This is a genomic window from Pantoea sp. PA1 (genome assembly GCF_056856975.1).
The window spans coordinates 1,204,174-1,223,942 of the sequence record NZ_JBXGEE010000001.1 but is presented as its reverse complement, the minus strand read 5'-3'; the positions used below and the strand labels follow the sequence as shown (position 1 = coordinate 1,223,942).

The window sequence follows — 19,769 nt, the reverse complement described above, 5'->3', positions numbered from 1 at the left end:
TGAAATGCGTTTAAGGCGTCATTTATGGGCGCTGTTACCACTAAAAGCGGTAACACTTAGCGCTATAACAGTTAATGTATTGTTAATTAAGGGTTTTTATTGTTGATTAATTCGTCCGGAGCGCAATTTTCATAGCAGATTATCTGCTGATGACGCGTTTTAATAGCGTAATAATGCAGGATTTCAAAGCGAATACTGAATAATCAGGTGAATGTCTCCATCTGCGGTTACCGCTGTGGATCAGGCGTCACAATTTAAGTAGGTTATAAACACTTTGAAATATCTGCAATTCGACTATAAGCAGCTGAAACCGCGTTTCGGCTGCGCTGTCGTGGTGCGGATTCGGGCCATCATCCTTTAACCGATGAAAGGAAACACTATGTTAATTGGAATACCCAAGGAAAGGTTGCCAAACGAGTCGCGCGTGGCAGCCACGCCAAAGACCGTGGAACAACTGATCAAACTGGGTTTCAGCGTCACGCTTGAGCACGACGCCGGTAAACGCGCCAGTTTTGATGACGAAAGTTACCTTGCTGCGGGTGCCACCCTCAGCGACCGTCAGCAGGTCTGGCAGGCCGATATCGTCATGAAGGTAAACGCCCCCGATGACGACGAAATTGCGCTGACCCGTGCAGGCAGCACGCTGGTCAGTTTTATCTGGCCCGCCCAGAATCCGGCGCTGCTGGAAAAGCTGGCTGCCCGTCAGGTGACGGTGATGGCGATGGATTCGGTGCCGCGTATTTCGCGCGCGCAGTCGCTGGATGCCCTGAGCTCGATGGCCAACATCGCCGGTTATCGCGCTATCGTCGAGGCGGCACATGAATTTGGCCGCTTCTTTACCGGTCAGATTACCGCGGCAGGTAAAGTGCCACCGGCAAAAGTGATGGTGATTGGGGCTGGCGTGGCGGGACTGGCTGCGATAGGCGCGGCGGGCAGCCTGGGCGCCATCGTCCGGGCCTTTGATACCCGTCCCGAAGTCAAAGAGCAGGTGCAGAGTATGGGCGCCGAATTCCTCGAACTCGATTTTGAAGAGGAGGCGGGCAGTGGGGATGGCTATGCCAGAGTCATGTCCGACGCCTTTATCAAAGCGGAGATGGCGCTGTTCGCCAGCCAGGCCAGAGAGGTGGACATCATTGTCACCACCGCGCTCATCCCAGGCAAACCGGCTCCGAAACTGATCACCGAAGAGATGATCGCCAGCATGAAGCCGGGCAGTGTGATTGTGGATCTGGCGGCGCAGACCGGCGGCAACTGTGCGCTGACCGTCGCCGATCAGGTGACCGTGACCCCGAATGGCGTGAAAATTATCGGCTATACCGACCTGCCCAGCCGGCTGGCGACGCAGTCCTCCCAGCTGTATGGCACCAATCTGGTCAACCTGCTCAGGCTGCTCTGCAAAGAGAAAAATGGCGAAATCCAGGTCGATTTTGAGGATGTGGTGGTGCGGGGCGTGACGGTGGTGCGCGACGGCGAAATCACCTGGCCCGCGCCCCCGATTCAGGTCTCTGCTGCCCCTCAGGCCAGACCTGCTGCCGCAAAACCCGCAGAGAAACCGGAAGCAAAACCGGCCTCGCCGTGGCGCACCGCGCTGCTGATGGCTCTGGCAATCGTGCTGTTTGGCTGGCTGGCCAGCGTGGCACCGGCGGAGTTCCTCTCCCATTTTACCGTGTTCGCGCTCTCCTGCGTGGTTGGCTACTACGTGGTCTGGAACGTCAGCCATGCGCTGCATACCCCGCTGATGTCCGTGACCAATGCCATCTCCGGCATCATCGTCATCGGAGCGGTTTTGCAGATGGGGCACGGTGGCTGGGTCACCTTCATCTCCTTTATTGCCGTGCTGATTGCCAGCATCAATATCTTTGGTGGCTTCACCGTCACGCAGCGCATGCTGAAAATGTTTCGTAAGGGGTAATTCATGTCTGGCGGATTAGTCACTGCAGCCTATATTGTGGCTGCCATTCTGTTCATCTGTAGTCTTGCCGGTCTTTCGCGTCATGAGACCGCTAAACGGGGCAATATTTTCGGCATCAGCGGGATGGCGCTTGCCCTCATCGCAACCATCTTCGGCCCGGACAGCGGCAATGTGGCCTGGATCCTGCTGGCAATGGTGATTGGCGGTGCAATCGGCATTCGCCTGGCAAAAAAAGTCGAAATGACCGAAATGCCAGAGCTGGTGGCGATTCTGCACAGCTTTGTGGGTCTGGCCGCGGTGCTGGTCGGGATTAACAGCTATATCGACCATGCGCCAGGCCTGCCTGCCGCGATGGAGAATATCCATCTCAGCGAAGTCTTTATCGGGATCTTTATCGGTGCCGTTACCTTTACCGGCTCACTGGTGGCGTTTGGCAAGCTGTGCGGCAAAATCTCCTCACGACCGCTGACGCTGCCCCACCGTCATAAGCTCAATCTGCTGGCGCTGGTCGTCTCCTTCCTGCTGCTGCTCTGGTTTGTTGACACCAGCAGCACCGCGGCTCAGGTGTTTGCCCTTCTGCTGATGACGATCATTGCGCTGGCCTTTGGCTGGCATCTGGTTGCCTCCATTGGCGGTGCAGATATGCCGGTTGTGGTGTCGATGCTTAACTCTTACTCAGGCTGGGCTGCGGCCGCGGCCGGCTTTATGCTCAGCAATGACCTGCTGATCGTGACCGGTGCGCTGGTGGGCTCATCCGGTGCGATCCTCTCCTACATCATGTGTAAAGCGATGAACCGTTCGTTCATCAGCGTGATTGCGGGCGGCTTTGGCACCGAAGCCAGCAGCGGCGATGAGAGTCAGGAAGCAGGAGAACATCGCGAGATCTCTCCTGAAGAGACGGCTGAGATGCTGAAGTCCTCTGCGTCGGTGATTATCACGCCAGGCTACGGCATGGCGGTGGCACAGGCCCAGTATCCGGTAGCGGATCTGACCGCCCGACTGCGTGCACTCGGCATCCGGGTGCGTTTCGGGATTCATCCGGTGGCGGGCCGCCTGCCAGGACACATGAACGTGCTGCTGGCAGAGGCCAAAGTGCCCTATGACGTGGTGCTGGAGATGGATGAGATCAACGAAGACTTCAGTGAAACCGATACGGTGCTGGTTATCGGCGCGAATGACACGGTGAACCCGGCGGCGCAGGATGATCCCCGCAGCCCGATTGCCGGCATGCCGGTGCTGGAGGTGTGGAAAGCACACAATGTGGTGGTCTTCAAACGTTCCATGAACACCGGCTATGCCGGGGTGCAGAATCCGCTGTTCTTCAAAGAGAACAGTCAGATGCTGTTTGGCGATGCCAAAGCCAGCGTCGAAGCGATTATCAAAGCGCTGTAACAGAAAAGGGGCGGCTAATCAGCCGCCCCTTTTTTTGCGGAGGTTTAATCCTCCTCATCCTCTTCATCATCCAGATCAATCGGCGATTTGAAATCGTCTGGCTTAATCGCCAGCAGATCGCAGCGCAGGTGATCGATCACCTGTTCCGCGGTATTACCCAGGAACGCTGCCGAAAGTCCGGTGCGTCCGATGGTGCCCAGCACCACCACACCGGCTCCCAGATGCGAAGCCAGATCCGGGATAACCTCTTCAGGCAGCCCTTTGGCAACGTGGGTGAACTCTTCACCAATGGAAAACTTCTGTCGCAACGCTTTCATGGCCACCAGATGCTGACCGCGGATGGCGTCGTTATAGACGCTGGGGTCGAAATCAGGCAGCTCAATCGCGATGTTGATCGGCGTAATCGGGTAGGCACCCACCAGATGCACCTCGGTCTGGTTGACCTTTTCGGCCAGCTTCACCGTTTCACGAATCAGCTTCTGATTAAGGCCATCATGATGCGGCTCTTCGCTGGCAAGGTTGACGGCGACGATAGCTTTACCGCCCTCCGGCCAGGGCTGATCTTTCACCATCCAGACCGGGCAGGGGCATTTACGCAACAGATGCCAGTCGGTGGGGGTAAAAATCACGGACTCCAGGCGGTCATGCTGGTGAGCCATTTTCAGCACAAGGTCATGCTGATGGGCGAGCACTTCCTGAATAATCGCTTCATAGGGGCGGTTATGCCAGATAACCTTGATGTCGATTTCGACACCGGCATCCAGATAGGCGCGGGCCTGTTCACGAATCCATTCGGTGCGCTGGCTGATGACGCCCTGACGCATGGAGGCGCGTTCGTCCGGCGACAGCAGGGTGGTCATCTCATAGGAAAAGTCATAGATAGGCAGAAAGGCTTTGATTCTCCCGCCAATACGTTGATTCAGATAGACCGCACGTCGCAGCGCGGGCTGATCGTCTTGCTGGGCATCAATGGCGACCAGAATATTTTGGTACTGGGACATGAGGCGTTCTCCTTAAACCAGAGCGACTGGAATAAAGATAGCCTATGTTGCACAGGGGAAGAAGTGAAAAAGTTACTGCCGGATCAACAAAATAAGATTTATTGATCCGGCGGCGGATCAGGCGGCCTGATGGCTCTGACCTGCTAACTCTTCCAGCAGGGCGTGGTTCTCAATGGTGATATATTTGCCTTTCACCGCCAGCATACCGGACTTCTGGAATCGACCCAGCAGACGGCTGATCGTTTCCACCGTCAGGCCCAGATAATTACCGATGTCGCCACGCGTCATGGTGAGGCGAAATTCACGCTGTGAGAAGCCGCGCTGGCCGAAGCGGCGGGAGAGGTTCCAGATAAAGGCCGCCAGGCGCTCCTCTGCGTTTTTCTTGGAGAGCAGCAGGATCATATCCTGGTCGCCTTTGATTTCACCGCTCATCAGACGCATCATCTGCTGACGCAGGGCAGGCATTTTGCCTGACAGGTCATCCAGGGTTTCAAAAGGAATTTCACAGACCATGGCAGTTTCCAGCGCCTGCGCAAAGCTGGGATGGCTGGCACCCATAATGGCATCAAAGCCGACTAAATCACCCGCCAGATGGAAACCGGTAATCTGCTCATCACCCTGCTCAGTAATGGTGTAGCTTTTGATCGTGCCGGAACGGATGGCGTACAGTGACTTCAGTTCGTCACCCGCTTTGAAAAGCGTTTGCCCTTTCTGAATCGGTTTTTTACGCTCAATGATGTTGTCGAGCTGATCCAGCTCATGTTCATTTAGCGTGAAGGGGATGCAGAGCTGACTGATGCTGCAATCCTGGCAGTGAATGGCACAACCGCCCGACTGAATACGACGAATGCTGCGTTTTTCAGGGATCATAATGGTTCGCTCGACGATTATTGACTGGGGTCAATTTTAACATTTTTTGAGCTGAAGGGAACTCATCCGAGCAGTTTTACACTTACAAAAACCAGGGATGATTCACACATCGCTAAACGCAGATGTGACGGGCTTCTCAGAACGCGCGCGTCAAAAGTGTCACGAAAAGTTTCCGTTTTTTTGATCCGTTACCCGAAAAGCTGCGGCCAGTCATAATCAGAAAAGTGGGCTGGCCCGGTGTTTCCACCTTTTGCTACGCTATCGGGTAAGACCTGTTTTTGTAGGCTATCAATTTTAATCAGGTGTGAGAAAACCATGAACCTTGATGATAACGATCTGTTTCGGGATGCCATGGGTGATGTCACGCCGCTGAAAGACACCACCACAACCCTGTGGCTTAAATCCCCCTCAACCAAAGCGCCACGCAAAGCACCCGATGAGTCGGTGCTGGAGAACTTTCTTACCCGGGGCGATCTGGAGATTATTCCGCTCAATACGCCGCTGGAGTATAAAGCCGACGGCATTCAGCAGGGCATCGTCGATAAGCTGCGCAGAGGGGAGTATAAGCTGGATGCCAGTCTCAACCTGCTGCGGCAACCGGTCGAAACCTGCCGTCAGGCGCTGTTTAACTTTATGATGCAGGCGCACAAACTGGGTTTACGCAATCTGCTGATTATCCACGGCAAGGGGCGCGATGATGAATCGCACGCTAACATCGTGCGCAGCTATCTGGCGCGGTGGCTGCAGCAGTTCGATGACGTTCAGACTTTCTGTGTGGCGCAGACCCGGCACGGTGGCGCCGGGGCGCTCTATGTCGGGCTGCGGAAAACGGACAAGGCGCGACTGGAAAACCGCGAGCGGCATGCCAAACGCAGCCGCTAGCTGTGAAATTTACGGATGGTCGACATTAACACTTCGGCACTCAGGCTCAGTTCCGCGCCGGTGCGGGTAATGATGCCGACCGGTTCACCCGGTCCGGAGGAGTGAATCGGCAGGGCACAGACGGCATTGTGGCTGAGGTCCTCCTTGATGGCCCCGGATGGCACAAACCAGATGTAGTCGTAGCGCAGCGCCAGCTGACGCGCCAGTGAGGTGGAGGAGGTTTCAATACAGTGGGGCGGCAGCGTGCAGCCCTGTTCATCAAGCATCTGCTGCGCGATGCGGCGCGGGGCGGTGCCTTCCGGTGAGATCACCACCGGCCACTGCATCGCCCGGGATAAGGTGACATTGTCACTTAAAAGGGGATGCTCCGGCCTCACCACCAGCTTCAGGGACTCCAGAAACAGCAATTCATAGGTGAGACCGGTCATCATGTCGCTGTCAGCCATACGGCCGATACCGATATCGAACTCGCCGCCGCGCAGGCCTGCCAGCAGGACGTTGTTATGCAGCGTCGCCACCTGAATAGTGGTATTGGGTTGCAGCTGATGAAAACGATCCAGGATACGTGGCAGCATGCCCATCGCCGCCGTGGTAAGCGCCCCCAGCCTGATAATGGCCGGGGCATCACCGGGCTGCTCATTGAAACTCTGTCCGGCATGGTTCAGGGCGTCCAGCACCCGAACCGCATGGGTCAGAAACTGCTCTCCCATGGTGGTCAGCTGCGCGCCCAGCCGCCCGCGTTCAAAGAGGCGGGCACCCGTCAGCTCCTCCAGCTCGTTCAGGGTCTTTGAGAGGGCGGGCTGACTCAGGCTGAGGGTCTCTGCCGCCCGTCCAAGCGTGCCTTGCTGCGCAACCGCAACAAAGGTGTGAAGGTGGCGCAAGCGAATGCGCTGATTGAAAAGGATATTTTTGTCCATAGCGTATACTTAATGAGAATGGCCAACATTAAGCAATACTTTAAAATGAAATCTGTTAACTTTGCTGCAAATTTTATTTAACAAAAAGGGTAAATCTGGCCTTTCTTTAGTTAACTGACTGATCTGACTGACTTATGCAATCCCTCCCGCCGTCACCGCCCATAACGCGCCAGTGTAATATCAGGCACTTACCGCGCTGAAACTGAAGAATTCTCATCACCCGATAAAAATCTGACCGCTTAAGGTTAACGATGGGCTATCATAAGCGCCGTTTTTTTTACTTAAACTGATGTCCGATCCCGTTACTCCCGAGGAGTGTCCATTGACCAGCGTCGAGGCGGTAGATGTCCGCCAGCTTATCAACCAGCAGGGGCTCAGCCACTGGCAAAAGCGGCTTATTGCACTCTGTTTTATCGTGGTGGCACTCGATGGCATGGACATTGCGATTATGGGATTTATCGCGCCAACGCTGAAAGCAGCCTGGGGCGTAAGCAATCATCAGCTGGGGGGCGTCATCAGCGCCGCGCTGATTGGCCTGGCACTGGGTGCGATGGTGGCAGGGCCGCTTGCTGACCGTTATGGCCGGCGCATGATGATTATCTTCAGCGTCTTCTTTTTTGGTCTCTGGACGCTGGCAACCGCCTTTTCTCAGAACATCGAACAGATGATGCTGTTTCGCTTTCTGACCGGGCTGGGACTGGGGGCCGCGATGCCGAACGTTGGCACGCTGGTCGCGGAGTATGCGCCCGAACGTCGTCGCGCCTTCATTATCACCGTGGTCTTCTGCGGTTTCACCTTCGGCGCGGCCAGCGGCGGTTTTGCCGCCTCCTGGCTGTTGCCCCGCTATGACTGGCATTCGGTACTGCTGCTGGGCGGTATCCTGCCGCTGCTGGTACTCCCTTTTCTGATCCGTGGCCTGCCGGAGTCGGTGCGATTTCTGATCGGTCGTGGCGCGCCGGCTGCACGCATTCACGCCATCCTGGAGCGGATGCTGCCGGGCAAGACCGCACCCGACTGCGCCTTTCACGCGCCGGAAGCCAGCGTGCCGGTGCGGGGCGCAATCGGTACCGTGCTTTCGCGCCGCTATCTGTTTGGCAGCGTGATGCTGTGGGGCGGCTATTTTATGGGCCTGTTCATGGTCTACCTGATTGGCAGCTGGCTGCCCTCACTGGTCAACACCCTGGGTATGTCGGTCACCGAAGCGGCGATCATTACTGCGATGTATCAGGCGGGTGGGACCCTCGGGTCGCTCTTTGCGGGCTGGATGATGGATCGGTTCAACGCCAATCTGGCGCTGGCGGCGATCTACGGCTGTGGCGGCCTGTTTATTGTCGCCCTGGGATTCTCACCGGCCGAAGTCGGTATGATGAGCGCCATCGCTTTTTGCAGTGGCTTTTGCTTTAACGGGGCCAACACCGGGATGAATGCGTTATCTGCCAGCTACTATCCCACCCATGCCCGCGCCACCGGCTCCAGCTGGATGCACGCTGTGGGTCGCGTCGGGGCGATCCTGAGCGCTTTCGTGGGAGCAGAGATGATGTCCCTGGGCTGGTCGTTCAGCGTGATCTTTCTGCTGCTGGCGATACCGGCGGTGATCACCACCCTGATGCTGCTGCTGAAAAACCGTTACGGCTTTAAGCCGATCACAGATTCGTGATTTTTTCCGCTGAGACCGGCGCGTTGCATTACATTAGCTGCAACGCTCACGGTGTCAGGTGGATAAGATGGAAAACTTTCTCAGTGCGGATCGCATCCGTACCCGTTTCTCTCAGGCGATGTCAGCAATGTATCAGCAGGAGGTGCCGCAGTACGGCACGCTGATGCAGCTGGTCGCCACCGTCAACGAACGCACGCTGGACGCAGACTGTGCGCTGAAAGATCGCCTTACGGCCGCAGATGAGATTGACCGGCTCAACATTGAGCGTCACGGCGCCATTCGGGTCGGGACGGCGGATGAACTCGCCACGCTGCGCCAGCTGTTTGCGGTCATGGGCATGTCCCCGGTGGGCTATTACGATCTCTCTCAGGCAGGCGTGCCGGTTCACTCCACCGCGTTCCGACCGGTCGATGACGCGGCGCTACGTCGCAATCCCTTCCGGGTTTTCACCTCACTGTTGCGTCCTGAACTGATCGACGATCCCGCGCTGCGCGAGAAGGCGACAACGATTCTGGCCGCGCGTGACATTTTTACTCCCCGCTGCCGGGCGCTGCTGCGGGTGCATCAGGAGCAGGGCGGCTTCACCGCCGACCAGGCGGAGGCCTTTGTTACCGAAGCGCTGGAAACGTTTCGCTGGCACGCTCACAGCCCTGTCGACAGTCAGACCTATCAGGCGCTTAATCAGCAGCATCGCCTGATCGCCGATGTGGTCTGCTTTCCCGGCTGCCACATCAACCATCTTACGCCGCGCACGCTGGATATCGACCGTGTCCAGCAGCTGATGCCGTCGCGCGGCATCGATCCGAAAACGCTGATCGAGGGGCCGCCACGTCGTCAGGTGCCGATCCTGCTGCGTCAGACCAGCTTCAGGGCGCTTGAAGAAGCGATCATCTTTCAGGATGGACATCCGGGCACCCACACTGCGCGCTTCGGGGAAATTGAGCAGCGAGGCGTTGCGCTGACGCCGAAAGGCCGGGCGCTTTACGACCGGCTGCTGAGTGAGGCGGGCAGCGGTCAGGATAACGAGCAGCATCAGCAGCACCTGGCCGCGATTTTCCGTGACTTCCCCGACGATGAGACGACGCTGCGTCAGCAGGGGCTGGCCTGGTTCCATTATCGCCTGAGTGAAAAGGGCATGATGACACCGCCCGCTCAGGGTGAATCCCTGGATACCCTGATTGCCCAGGGCCGGGTGGTGGCCGATCCCATCGTCTATGAGGACTTTCTGCCGGTCAGTGCGGCGGGGATCTTTCAGTCTAACCTGGGAGACCAGGCGCAGGTGCGTTCTGCGGGACAGGCGAGCCGACAGGCCTTTGAGGCGGCGCTGGGTTGTGAGGTGCTGGATGAGATGGCGCTTTACGAAGCGCGCCAGCAGCGCTCGCTGGCGCAGTGTGGGTTACGCCCGGCATAGATCCAGCGCAGATTCACGTTGTCTGCAGACCCATGCCGGTAAAGCGCAAATCCTCGCTTTACCGGCCTGCACAGGTTTAGCGCTGTGATTACCCCGATTGATTAATGCCATCAGGGGATCCGGCGCGCCGGCTGGCGGGGAAAACCGTCAGTCACCTCTCAGCGCTGTGCGGTCACCTCACTCTCCCGCCATTTTAAAGATAAACAGAATTAATCGGAAACCGCCCCTGACTCCCGCAAGTGGCTGCTGAGCATGATGAGGGCTGCCGGGCGTTGTTCAGCATATTCTGCAAATCCCGCCTGAACCTGGACAATGCAGACGGGCCTGCAAATAATGGAGGAACGAGTAAACAGGGAATCAGGAATGAAAAACGAAACAGGTCTGAGGATCATGACTGCCGAAGGGGAGTTACGTGGAAGCATGGACGATGACCTTTTCGTATTCAAAGGCATACCTTATGCAGCCCCTCCCGTGGGCGCGTTACGCTGGCGGCCACCCCAGCCGGTCACACCATGGCAGCAGGTGCGTGATGCGACACAGTTTGGTGCCTCGGGCTGGCAGAATCGGGCCTGGTGTGAGGCTGTCGGCGGAGGCAATCCCGGCGAGTTCAGTGAAGACTGCCTCTATCTTAACGTCTGGACACCCGATGTGGAGCCAGCCCGACCGCTGCCGGTGATGGTCTGGCTGCACGGCGGTGGCTTTACCATTGGCGCAGGCGGACTGGCCCCCTATAACGGCAAACCCCTGGCGTCACGTGGCGCAGTGGTGGTGACCCTGAACTACCGGCTGGGCCATCTTGGTTTCTTCTCTCATCCCGCGCTGGATGCGGAATACCCTGTTGCCGGCACGGTGAACAATTTTGGTCTGCTCGACCAGATCGCCGCCCTGCAGTGGGTTCAGCGCAATATTCCCGCTTTTGGCGGCGACCGTCGCAATGTGACCCTGTTCGGTGAATCGGCCGGCGCGCGCAGCGTGCTGTCACTCTGCTGTTCGCCGCTGGCGGAAGGGTTGTTTCACAAGGGCATTGTCCAGAGCGCCTACAGCCTGCCCGATACCCCGCTGAAAAAGGCGCGTCAGCAGGGGGTGGCGGTGGCACGACACTTTGGCCTGCCGCCTGATGTCACCGCAGAGCAGTTGCGCGCGCTGCCTGCCGATGCCTTCTGGTCGCTGGAGGGGACGCTGGCGATCCCGCCGGTGCCGATTGCCGGGGACGCCGTTCTGCCTGAGCCGATGCTGAAAACCTTCCTGGCGGCTAAACAGCACCGTCTGCCGCTGATGGCGGGCAGCAACAGTGATGAGGCCAGCGTGCTGGACTATTTTGGTGTGGATGCCACTGCCGTGCTGCATCAGTTGCGTGACAAAAACCGGCTGACCTACCGGACACTTAAATGGATGTATGACATCCATGACGACCGACTGCTGGGACGGGCCGTGGCGCGCGATATGGCCTTCAGCCTGATGCCGTGGCTGGTGATGCGGGCGCAGTATCGTGTCGGCATGCCGGGCTGGCGCTACTGGTTTGATTATGTCTCTGAGCACGCCCGCGACCTCTATCCCCACGGTGCCTGGCACGGTAATGAAGTGCCGTATGTGCTGGATACGCTGAGTCAGATGCCCGATCCCAACGAAGCCCGGCCGTTCAGTGAGGCGGACAGGGCGTTTGCGGCGCAGGTCAGCGACTACTGGTTCAGGTTTGCCCGCGACGCCACGGAATATACGCATCAGCTGGACGGTGAGGTAGTCTGGCCCGCGTGGCACCCCGGCAATGACGTGACAATGTCACTTGGTGACGACCGCCAGCACGCCCTGAAGCTGAAGCGAAACTTTATGCGTGCCCGTCTGCGCCTCTTCCGGTTACTGATGACGCGCATGGTCAGGCTTTAGTGGGGATTTAATGATTAGCTCGCTAACCATTAAATAAAGCGAATGGAAAAAATCTGCTTTTTTAATCCTAACTGATTGATGTAGCGTTTTTTTAACCGAAATCTGACATCCGGACGCTGTAAAATATTAGGTAACAAAACAGTTACATCTTCACAATTCCATGCCGATAAACCTCCTATGCCCGACACTCGCGGGTCAACGTGTATAGGATTTTGGTATGGGAATGCTTAAAAATTTTACCATCAGAGCAGTGATGCTCTCCATTCTGGGACTGTTCTGCTTACTCTGGAGCGGCGTCGGGCTCTATAGCATCCACTCGCTTGGCGCGCTGAGCGAAGGCAACGATGTTGACCGTCATCTGGTTGAACAGATGACGGTTCTGAGCAAAGGGAACGATCAATATTTCCGCGTCGTGACGCGCCTGTCGCGCGTTATGGAAGGTAAAGCTGCCGGTAAAACATTAACGGATGAAGCCTATGCCCCGGTGCAGCAGGCGCTGGACAGCATGACGCAGCAACTGGCGCGCTTTAAGCAGCTGGCACCGGGCCCGATGAACCCGGAGGTGGTGGATAGCGTGATTCAGAGCTGGCAGAAACTGCTGGACGAAGGCGTGACCCCGCAGCTGCAGCTGGCCCGTCAGGCGTCGCCGGATGCCTATCGCCAGCAGGCGAACAACGTGACCCCGCCGCTGAGCCGCGCCTTTGGCGTGAGTGCCGACAAATTTAACCAGGGTGCGGCTGAAAAACTCGATACCACCCGCGTGGAAGTCGATCATCTCACCTCCATTACCAAGACGATTATCACCATTGCAGTGATCATCGGCCTGCTGATTCTGCTGTTTACCGATCGCTATCTGGTGGCGATGCTGGTGCGTCCGCTGGAGAGCATCCGCACGCACTTCGCGGTCATTGCCACGGGCGATCTGAGCCAGCCGGTGACCGATTTTGGCCGCAACTGCGTCGGTAAACTGGTGCCGCTGTTGGGTGCCATGCAGGACAGCCTGCGCGAAGCGGTCAGTGCGATTCGCAACGGCACGGAAAATATCTCCCGTGGCGCGGCGGAGATCTCTGCCGGAAACAACGATCTCTCTTCCCGTACCGAAGAGCAGGCCTCCGCGCTGGAACAGACTGCGGCCAGCATGGAGGAACTGACGGCGACCGTGAAATTCAACGCCGACAATGCGCGTCAGGCCAGCCTGCTGGCCGAGACCGCGACCACGACAGCGCAGCGTGGTGGTCAGCTGGTGAGTGAAGTGATCAGCACCATGGATGGCATCTCCGGAAGCTCGAAGAAAATTGCTGAGATCACCAACGTGATTAACGGTATCGCCTTCCAGACCAACATTCTGGCCCTCAACGCCGCGGTTGAAGCGGCGCGTGCCGGGGAACAGGGGCGCGGATTTGCGGTGGTGGCTTCAGAGGTGCGGAGTCTGGCTCAGCGCAGTGCTAACGCCGCCAAAGAGATCGCCACGCTGATCGAAGAGTCGGTTCAGCGGGTGGATAAAGGCGCCGAACTGGTCAGCACCACGGGTGGCACCATGAACAACATCCTGAAATCGGTGCAGGATGTGGATGCCATCATGAAACAGATCGCCTCTGCCTCGGAAGAGCAGAGCAAGGGCATCTCTCAGGTTGGCACGGCAGTGACCGAAATGGACAGCGTGACCCAGCAGAACGCCTCACTGGTCGAAGAGGTCTCTGCGGCGGCCAGTGCGCTCGCCCTGCAGACGGAAGCGCTCCAGGCGTCGGTGTCGAAGTTCCGTCTTTCCGGCACCAGCCAGCCTGCTACGGTCATCAGCCACAAGCCCACCGCGCCGAAAGCGCCGGCGCTGAGCGTGTCTCAGGCTAAACCTGTGGATAATGGCGACTGGGTCACCTTCTGATCCCGGCACAGCCACGCCACCAGTTCCGCCAGGAAGGGTGGCGCATCCTGCGGCGCCCGCTGCAGTAAACTGTAAACGGCGCCGGTTTTCACCTCGCCAGCGAACGGCTTAATCAGCCTGCCGCTGGCGATATCACTCTCCACCAGATTGCTGTCGGCAATCGCCACCCCGAATCCCTGAATCGCCGCGCTGATCGCTAAATCCATGGTGGAAAAATGCTGATTGCGCTGCATCTTCAGCGTCACCTGCTGCGCCTCCAGCCAGCACTGCCAGTCACGTTTGTCCTCTGTGGGATGCAGAAACGTCATCGTCTCCAGCGCCGCCGGGTCGTCTGGTGCGGGCTGAACCGCCGCCATGACCGGCGTCAGTGACTCGCTGAACAGGGTGATCCCGTCGGGCTGTGGCTTGCCATACACAATCGCCGCATCAAAGTTTCCCAGCCGGGCTGCGTGATCCAGCGTGGTGGTCAGCGCCACATGCAGTTCCGGACGCTGCTGCTCCAGCGCGATCAGCCGGGGAACCAGCCAGCGCATCGCGCAGCTCGGCGCTTTCAGCCGAATGCTGACCTGCGTGCGCCGCACCTTCTCGCTGGCCTGCACCATCATCTCAAATCCCTGACGCAGTTCCGGCAGCAGCGCGCTGCCCTGGGCGGTCAGCCGCAGCCCGCGGGCATGACGGTCGAACAGCGTCACCCCCAGCCACTGCTCCAGGGCGGCAATTTTGCGGCTCACGGCCCCCTGGGTCAGACAGAGTTCACCCGCCGCGTGGGTCAGGTTGAGATGGCGGGCGGTCACCAGAAAAGCGTGGATGGCATTAAGCGGCAGCGATGAGCGCGACACGATAAACCTCAGCTATGCATTTTTGTCATGGCTATTATGACGACATTTCGCTTGCCGACTCAAGCCGCAGCCCGTTGAATAGTTTTTTACCGGATCAGACCGGCTATGTTTCTGATGGAGAGAGTATGTCCCTGACAACGCCTGTTGCTGTTCACTCAAAACTGCCGGATGTCGGCACCACTATTTTTAGCGTGATTGGCCAGCTGTCAGCGCAGCATCAGGCGATTAACCTGTCGCAGGGCGCACCGGGTTTTCCCTGTGACCCGGCGCTGGTCGCCTCCGTCAGCCGCGCGATGGAGGAGGGGCACAATCAGTATGCTCCCATGATGGGGCTGCCCGCCCTGCGTGATGCGCTCGCCACGAAAGTCGAGGCGCTTTATGGCGCGAAATACGATCCCGCCAGCGAAGTGCTGATCACCGGCAGCGCCAGTCAGGGGATCTATATGGCGATCACCGCGCTGGTGCATCAGGGGGATGAGGTGATCTTCTTTGAGCCAGCCTTCGACAGCTATGCGCCAGTCGTCCGGTTGCAGGGCGGAAAGCCGGTCGGGCTGAAGCTGGCGGTGCCTTCCTTTGCAATCGACTGGGAGGCGTTACGGGCTGCGATTACGCCGCGCACCCGCATGATCATCATCAATACGCCACACAACCCCAGCGCACAGGTGCTGACGTCTGAGGATCTGAACCAGCTGGCAGCCTTAATCCGCAACACAGACATCGTGGTGCTCTCGGATGAGGTTTACGAGCACATTCTGTTTGATGGCCGCCCGCACTGCGGGATGGCGACGCATCCGGAGCTGGCTGCGCGCAGCGTCATCGTCTCCTCGTTTGGCAAGACCTTTCACGTGACCGGCTGGCGGGTGGGCTACTGTCTGGCCCCGGCGGCGCTGATGAGCGAACTGGTTAAAGTGCATCAGTTCATGATGTACGCCGCCGATACGCCGATGCAGGTGGGCTTCGCACATTATCTGCAGACACCGGATCATTATCTGTCGCTCAGCGCGTTCTATCAGCAGAAACGCGACCGGCTGATTGCGCTGATGCAGGATTCGCCCTTCAGGCTGCTGCCGAGCGCCGGTTCGTTCTTTATGCTCGCCAGCTACGGACATTTCAGTGACGAACCCGACAGTGAAATGGTAAAACGTCTTATTGTCGATCACGGCGTGGCGACCATTCCGCTGTCGGCGTTTTATATGGATGGCACAGACAACAAACTGATTCGTCTCTCTTTTGCAAAGGACGAGGCGACGCTGGAAGCTGGCGCAGCAGCGCTGAGTGCGTTTTCCTGCTGAATCACGCGACAGCGTGAAGCCGGGGAAACGGGTAAATAATACTTTTCGGGGCTAATAATGAAGAAACTGAACGCGCTTTTCCTCGCTCTGGGCATGATGACATCGCTACAGGCACTGGCACAGGATTTACGTTACGGCGTGGAGTCACAATATCCCCCGTTTGAAAGCCGCAACGCGAAGGGCGAACTCGAAGGCTTTGACATTGAGCTGGGTAATGCAATCTGTCAGGCGGGCAAATTTACCTGCCACTGGGTTGAGAGCAGCTTTGATGCGCTGATCCCGGCGCTGCAGGCGAAGAAGTTCGACGCAATTAACTCGGCGATGAACATTACTGAAGCGCGCGCCAGAAGCATCGCCTTTACCCAGCCCATCTACCGTATTCCGACGATGTTAGTGGCGAAGACCGGCGAGAATCTGGCCCCGACCGCTGACGGTCTGAAGGGCAAAAATATCGGGGTTCTGCAGGGGTCCATTCAGGAAACCTACGCGAAGAAGCACTGGGAGCCGCAGGGCGTGACGGTGACCTCTTATCAGGATCAGAACCAGGTTTACAACGACATGGTCGCGGGGCGTCTTGACGGCACGCTGGTGATGTCTGCTGCCGGTCAGTCCGGCTTTCTCGATAAGCCACAGGGCAAAGGTTTCGGCTTTGTCGGCAAACCGGTCGAGGATGACGCGATTCTTGGTTCCGGCATCGGCTACGGACTGCGTAAGGATGACACCCAGCTGAAACAGTCGCTGGATGCGGCAATTGCCCAAGTGCAGAGCGATGGCACCATTAAAAAGCTGGCGGAGAAGTATTTCCCTGGCATTGATGTCAGCGCGAAACCCTGACCTTAATCGGGCGCGAAATGCGCCCGACTTTCCGCTTTACTCTGCCGCCAGATGGCAAAGTTTCTCCGCGACCTGATAGGACTTCACAAACGAGGAGATGGGCAGAAACTCAAAGCGCGAATGGAAATTATGCGCGCCGGTAAAGAAGTTTGGCGTCAGCAAGCCTTTGGCCGAGAGGGCCGCGCCGTCCGTTCCTCCGCGCATCGGGATCACTTTGGGTTCAATCTCCAGCGCGGCAAAAGCCGTGAAGATTAAATCGATCGCCCGCCGATCCTCACCCAGCGCATTGCTGATGTTGCTGTAAATATCACTGATGGTGATGCTGACCTCACCGGTCGGATAACGCGCCGCAATATCCCTGGCTGCCGCTTCTAACTGCTCTTTGCGTGCCGCAAAGCGGGTCAGGTCAAAGTCGCGGATGGAGGCTTTCAGGGTCGCCCGGCTGGCGTTGGCCTGAATCTCGTTAAACCAGATATAGCCTTCACGTCCTTCGGTATGCTCCGGGGTCTGCTGGCGGTCAAACAGGCTGATATAGTCGTGCGCCATCAGCAGGGGATTTACCAGCACCCCTTTGCCCGACATCGGATGCGCCGGCACGCCGGTAAACACGATTTCTGCGGCGGCGCCATTGAAGTTCTCATAGACCACTTCGCCCAGTTCACAGCAGTCTATGGTCCAGGCAAAGTCCACGTTAAAGCGCGTTTCCAGATCCAGCGCTTTCGCCCCGCGCAGGCCGATCTCCTCATCCGGCACAAAGGCCACCACGATATCGCCATGGTCGCCGCTGAGGTTTGCCATCAGCGTCATCACCACAGCCACGGCGGCTTTGTTGTCTGCGCCCAGCACGCTGGTGCCGTCGCTGAAAATCACCGGCTCACCGATGTAGGGCGCGATCTCCGGATGTTCATCGCGGCGCAGCCAGATATCCTGCTGTGCGTTGAGACAGAGATCCTCGCCCTGCCAGGTGAGGATCTGCGGATGGATATCGGGCGAGAGACCGACATCAACGGTGTCGATATGGGTAATAAAGCCGATGCGTGGCGCGTCAGGGCGGTTGCCGCGCTTCACGGCGGTCACGGTGGCATGTTCATCCACCACCACCTGATCCAGTCCTAGCGCACGCAGCTCCTCCGCCAGCAGCGCGGCCATGGCGTGCTGGCTCGGTGTGCTGGGCAGGGTGGTGGATTTGGCATCGCTCTGGCTGCTGACGGCGAGGTAACGGAAAAAACGTTCGGTGAGCTGCGACTCAGGTTTGTCTGTCATCACTATTCCTTATTAGTCAGCTACAGGCAGGGTTCGCTATGGTGCCGAATCGTGCTATCAATGAAGCATCTGAATGATTCATTTAGATATTGTGCCCACCAGAAGTCAATACAAAGCGAGGATGATAATGAAAACAAAGATAGCCACCTTAGCGCTGATGACGGCAGGCGTCGCGCTGGCTGGCAGCGTGAACGCCAGAACCCTGGTTTACTGCTCTGAAGGTTCGCCAGAAAACTTCAATCCTCAGCTCTACACCTCCGGGACCAGTGTGGATGCCAGCGCCGTGCCGGTGTTCAACCGGCTGGTGGACTTCACCCCCGGCACCACCGAGCTGGTGCCCAGTCTGGCTGAACGCTGGGAGATCAGCCCTGACGGCAAGGTCTATACCTTCCATCTGCGGCAGAACGTAAAGTTTCAGAGTAATAAGGCGTTTAAACCCAGCCGCGACTTTAATGCCGATGATGTGATTTTCTCGTTTATGCGCCAGATGGACCCGAAAAACCCCTACCACAACGTCTCTGGCGGCGCCTACTCGAACTTTGAAAGTCTGGAACTCTCCACCCTGATCAAAAGCATCGACCGGGTGGACGATCACACCGTCCGCTTTACGCTCTCACATCCTGAAGCGCCGTTTCTGGCCGATCTCGCCTGGTATTTCGCCTCGATCCACTCAGCCGAATATGCTGATGCCATGCTGAAGGCGGGGACGCCGGAGAAGGTGGATATGAATCCGATTGGCACCGGTCCGTTTGAGCTGGTGCAGTATCAGAAGGATTCACGCATTCTCTACAAGGCGTTTCCTGACTACTGGCAGGGCAAGGCGAAGATTGATCGGCTGGTGTTCAGCATTACGCCGGATGCTTCCGTGCGCTATGCCAAACTGGAGAAGAACGAGTGTCAGGTGATGCCGTTCCCTAATCCCGCCGATCTGGAGAAGATGCGCGCTAACCCCGACATCACCCTGGAACAGAAGGCGGGGCTGAACACCGGCTTCCTGGCGTTTAACACCACTAAAGCTCCCACCGACAATGTCAAAGTGCGCCAGGCGCTGGCGATGGCCATTAACAAACCGGCCATCATCGAGGCGATTTTCAAAGGCACCGGCACGGTCGCAAAAAATATCCTGCCGCCGGGCGTCTGGAGCGCCGACAAGGATCTGAAAGATTACGACTACGATCCAGAGCAGGCCAAAGCCCTGTTGCAGCAGGCGGGTGTCAAACCGGGCACGGAGATCGCGCTCTGGGCGATGCCGGTGCAGCGCCCCTATAACCCTAACGCGCGCCGCATGGCGGAGATGATTCAGGCGGACTGGGCCAAAGTCGGCATCAAAGCCAGCATCGTCAGCTACGAGTGGGGCGAGTACCTGAAACGGGTACGCAGCGGCGAGCATCAGGCGGCACTTATGGGCTGGACCACTGCGACCGGCGATCCGGATAACTTCTTTGGCCCGCTTTACAGCTGCACGTCGGCGCAGGGCGGGTCTAACTCGTCGAAATGGTGCTATCAGCCATTTGAAAAGTTAATTACCGAAGCGCGTGCCGAACCGGATCAGGGCAAACGCACCGCGCTCTATCTGCAGGCGCAGCAGATGATGCATGACCAGATGCCGGCGGTGATGATTGCGCACTCGACGATCTTCGAGCCGGTGCGCAAATCGGTCAGCGGCTATCAGGTCGATCCCTTTGGCAAACACATCTTCTATCCGGTCGACATCAGTCAGTGAGTCGCGAACA

The 19,769-nt window shown here is 57.8% G+C and carries 15 protein-coding genes; 10 read left to right on the top strand and 5 right to left on the bottom strand.

The window, feature by feature from the left end; genetic code table 11:
* Nucleotides 1–379 precede the first annotated feature (379 nt).
* Nucleotides 380–1,912 carry a Re/Si-specific NAD(P)(+) transhydrogenase subunit alpha gene (gene pntA, locus AC1V0D_RS05990; RefSeq protein ID WP_140925439.1) on the top strand — a complete coding sequence of 511 codons (1,533 nt, stop codon included), beginning with the start codon at nucleotides 380–382 and terminating at the stop codon, nucleotides 1,910–1,912.
* Between the two features lie 3 nt (nucleotides 1,913–1,915).
* Entirely contained in the window at nucleotides 1,916–3,304 is a 1,389-nt protein-coding gene (gene pntB / locus AC1V0D_RS05985; RefSeq protein ID WP_482907115.1) for a Re/Si-specific NAD(P)(+) transhydrogenase subunit beta, read from the top strand.
* Nucleotides 3,305–3,348: 44 nt separating this feature from the next.
* Here the strand turns inward: pntB and uspE are convergent, their stop codons facing one another.
* A complete protein-coding gene (uspE, locus tag AC1V0D_RS05980) occupies nucleotides 3,349–4,305 on the bottom strand; it encodes a universal stress protein UspE (RefSeq protein ID WP_046101879.1) in 957 nt (318 codons plus the stop codon).
* Nucleotides 4,306–4,422: 117 nt separating this feature from the next.
* Nucleotides 4,423–5,175, bottom strand: coding sequence for an FNR family transcription factor (locus tag AC1V0D_RS05975; protein ID WP_009090088.1), 753 nt, complete (start codon nucleotides 5,173–5,175; stop codon nucleotides 4,423–4,425).
* Between the two features lie 315 nt (nucleotides 5,176–5,490).
* On the opposite strand from AC1V0D_RS05975, the gene smrA reads away from it, so the two are divergent.
* Nucleotides 5,491–6,057, top strand: a complete 567-nt coding sequence (gene smrA / locus AC1V0D_RS05970; RefSeq protein ID WP_009090089.1) for a DNA endonuclease SmrA — start codon at nucleotides 5,491–5,493, stop codon at nucleotides 6,055–6,057.
* On the opposite strand, the gene AC1V0D_RS05965 is transcribed toward smrA, so the two are convergent.
* Nucleotides 6,054–6,974: a LysR substrate-binding domain-containing protein gene (locus AC1V0D_RS05965; RefSeq protein ID WP_009090092.1), complete on the bottom strand. Its 921-nt coding sequence runs from the start codon at nucleotides 6,972–6,974 to the stop codon at nucleotides 6,054–6,056. The genes smrA and AC1V0D_RS05965 overlap by 4 nt on opposite strands.
* A gap of 322 nt (nucleotides 6,975–7,296) precedes the next feature.
* Here AC1V0D_RS05965 and AC1V0D_RS05960 point away from each other — a divergent pair, with 322 nt between their 5' ends.
* The 4 genes from AC1V0D_RS05960 to AC1V0D_RS05945 all read left to right on the top strand — a co-directional run bounded on the left by AC1V0D_RS05960 (nucleotide 7,297) and on the right by AC1V0D_RS05945 (nucleotide 13,808).
* Nucleotides 7,297–8,631, top strand: coding sequence for an MFS transporter (locus tag AC1V0D_RS05960; RefSeq protein ID WP_046101878.1), 1,335 nt, complete (start codon nucleotides 7,297–7,299; stop codon nucleotides 8,629–8,631).
* A gap of 67 nt (nucleotides 8,632–8,698) precedes the next feature.
* A complete protein-coding gene (hglS, locus tag AC1V0D_RS05955; protein WP_140925436.1) occupies nucleotides 8,699–10,042 on the top strand; it encodes a 2-oxoadipate dioxygenase/decarboxylase HglS in 1,344 nt (447 codons plus the stop codon).
* Between the two features lie 363 nt (nucleotides 10,043–10,405).
* Nucleotides 10,406–11,926, top strand: coding sequence for a carboxylesterase/lipase family protein (locus tag AC1V0D_RS05950; protein WP_009090097.1), 1,521 nt, complete (start codon nucleotides 10,406–10,408; stop codon nucleotides 11,924–11,926).
* Nucleotides 11,927–12,143: 217 nt separating this feature from the next.
* A complete protein-coding gene (locus tag AC1V0D_RS05945; RefSeq protein ID WP_482907114.1) occupies nucleotides 12,144–13,808 on the top strand; it encodes a methyl-accepting chemotaxis protein in 1,665 nt (554 codons plus the stop codon).
* On the opposite strand, the gene AC1V0D_RS05940 is transcribed toward AC1V0D_RS05945, so the two are convergent.
* Nucleotides 13,766–14,647, bottom strand: a complete 882-nt coding sequence (locus AC1V0D_RS05940; protein WP_111207617.1) for a LysR substrate-binding domain-containing protein — start codon at nucleotides 14,645–14,647, stop codon at nucleotides 13,766–13,768. The genes AC1V0D_RS05945 and AC1V0D_RS05940 overlap by 43 nt on opposite strands.
* A 125-nt stretch (nucleotides 14,648–14,772) precedes the next feature.
* On the opposite strand from AC1V0D_RS05940, the gene AC1V0D_RS05935 reads away from it, so the two are divergent.
* Both AC1V0D_RS05935 and AC1V0D_RS05930 read left to right on the top strand, forming a co-directional pair.
* Complete coding sequence (locus tag AC1V0D_RS05935) at nucleotides 14,773–15,939, top strand: methionine aminotransferase (RefSeq protein ID WP_267369302.1); 1,167 nt, start codon at nucleotides 14,773–14,775, stop codon at nucleotides 15,937–15,939.
* 57 nt (nucleotides 15,940–15,996) lie between these two features.
* Nucleotides 15,997–16,773, top strand: coding sequence for a transporter substrate-binding domain-containing protein (locus AC1V0D_RS05930; RefSeq protein WP_154928191.1), 777 nt, complete (start codon nucleotides 15,997–15,999; stop codon nucleotides 16,771–16,773).
* A gap of 36 nt (nucleotides 16,774–16,809) precedes the next feature.
* Here the strand turns inward: AC1V0D_RS05930 and pepT are convergent, their stop codons facing one another.
* The gene (pepT, locus tag AC1V0D_RS05925) at nucleotides 16,810–18,036 is read right to left on the bottom strand and encodes a peptidase T (protein WP_046101872.1); all 1,227 of its coding nucleotides are present in this window, start codon (nucleotides 18,034–18,036) and stop codon (nucleotides 16,810–16,812) included.
* A 127-nt stretch (nucleotides 18,037–18,163) separates the two neighbouring features.
* Here pepT and AC1V0D_RS05920 point away from each other — a divergent pair, with 127 nt between their 5' ends.
* On the top strand, nucleotides 18,164–19,759 hold the full coding sequence (locus AC1V0D_RS05920) for an ABC transporter substrate-binding protein (protein ID WP_482907113.1): 1,596 nt from the start codon (nucleotides 18,164–18,166) through the stop codon (nucleotides 19,757–19,759).
* The last annotated feature ends 10 nt before the right edge of the window (nucleotides 19,760–19,769 follow it).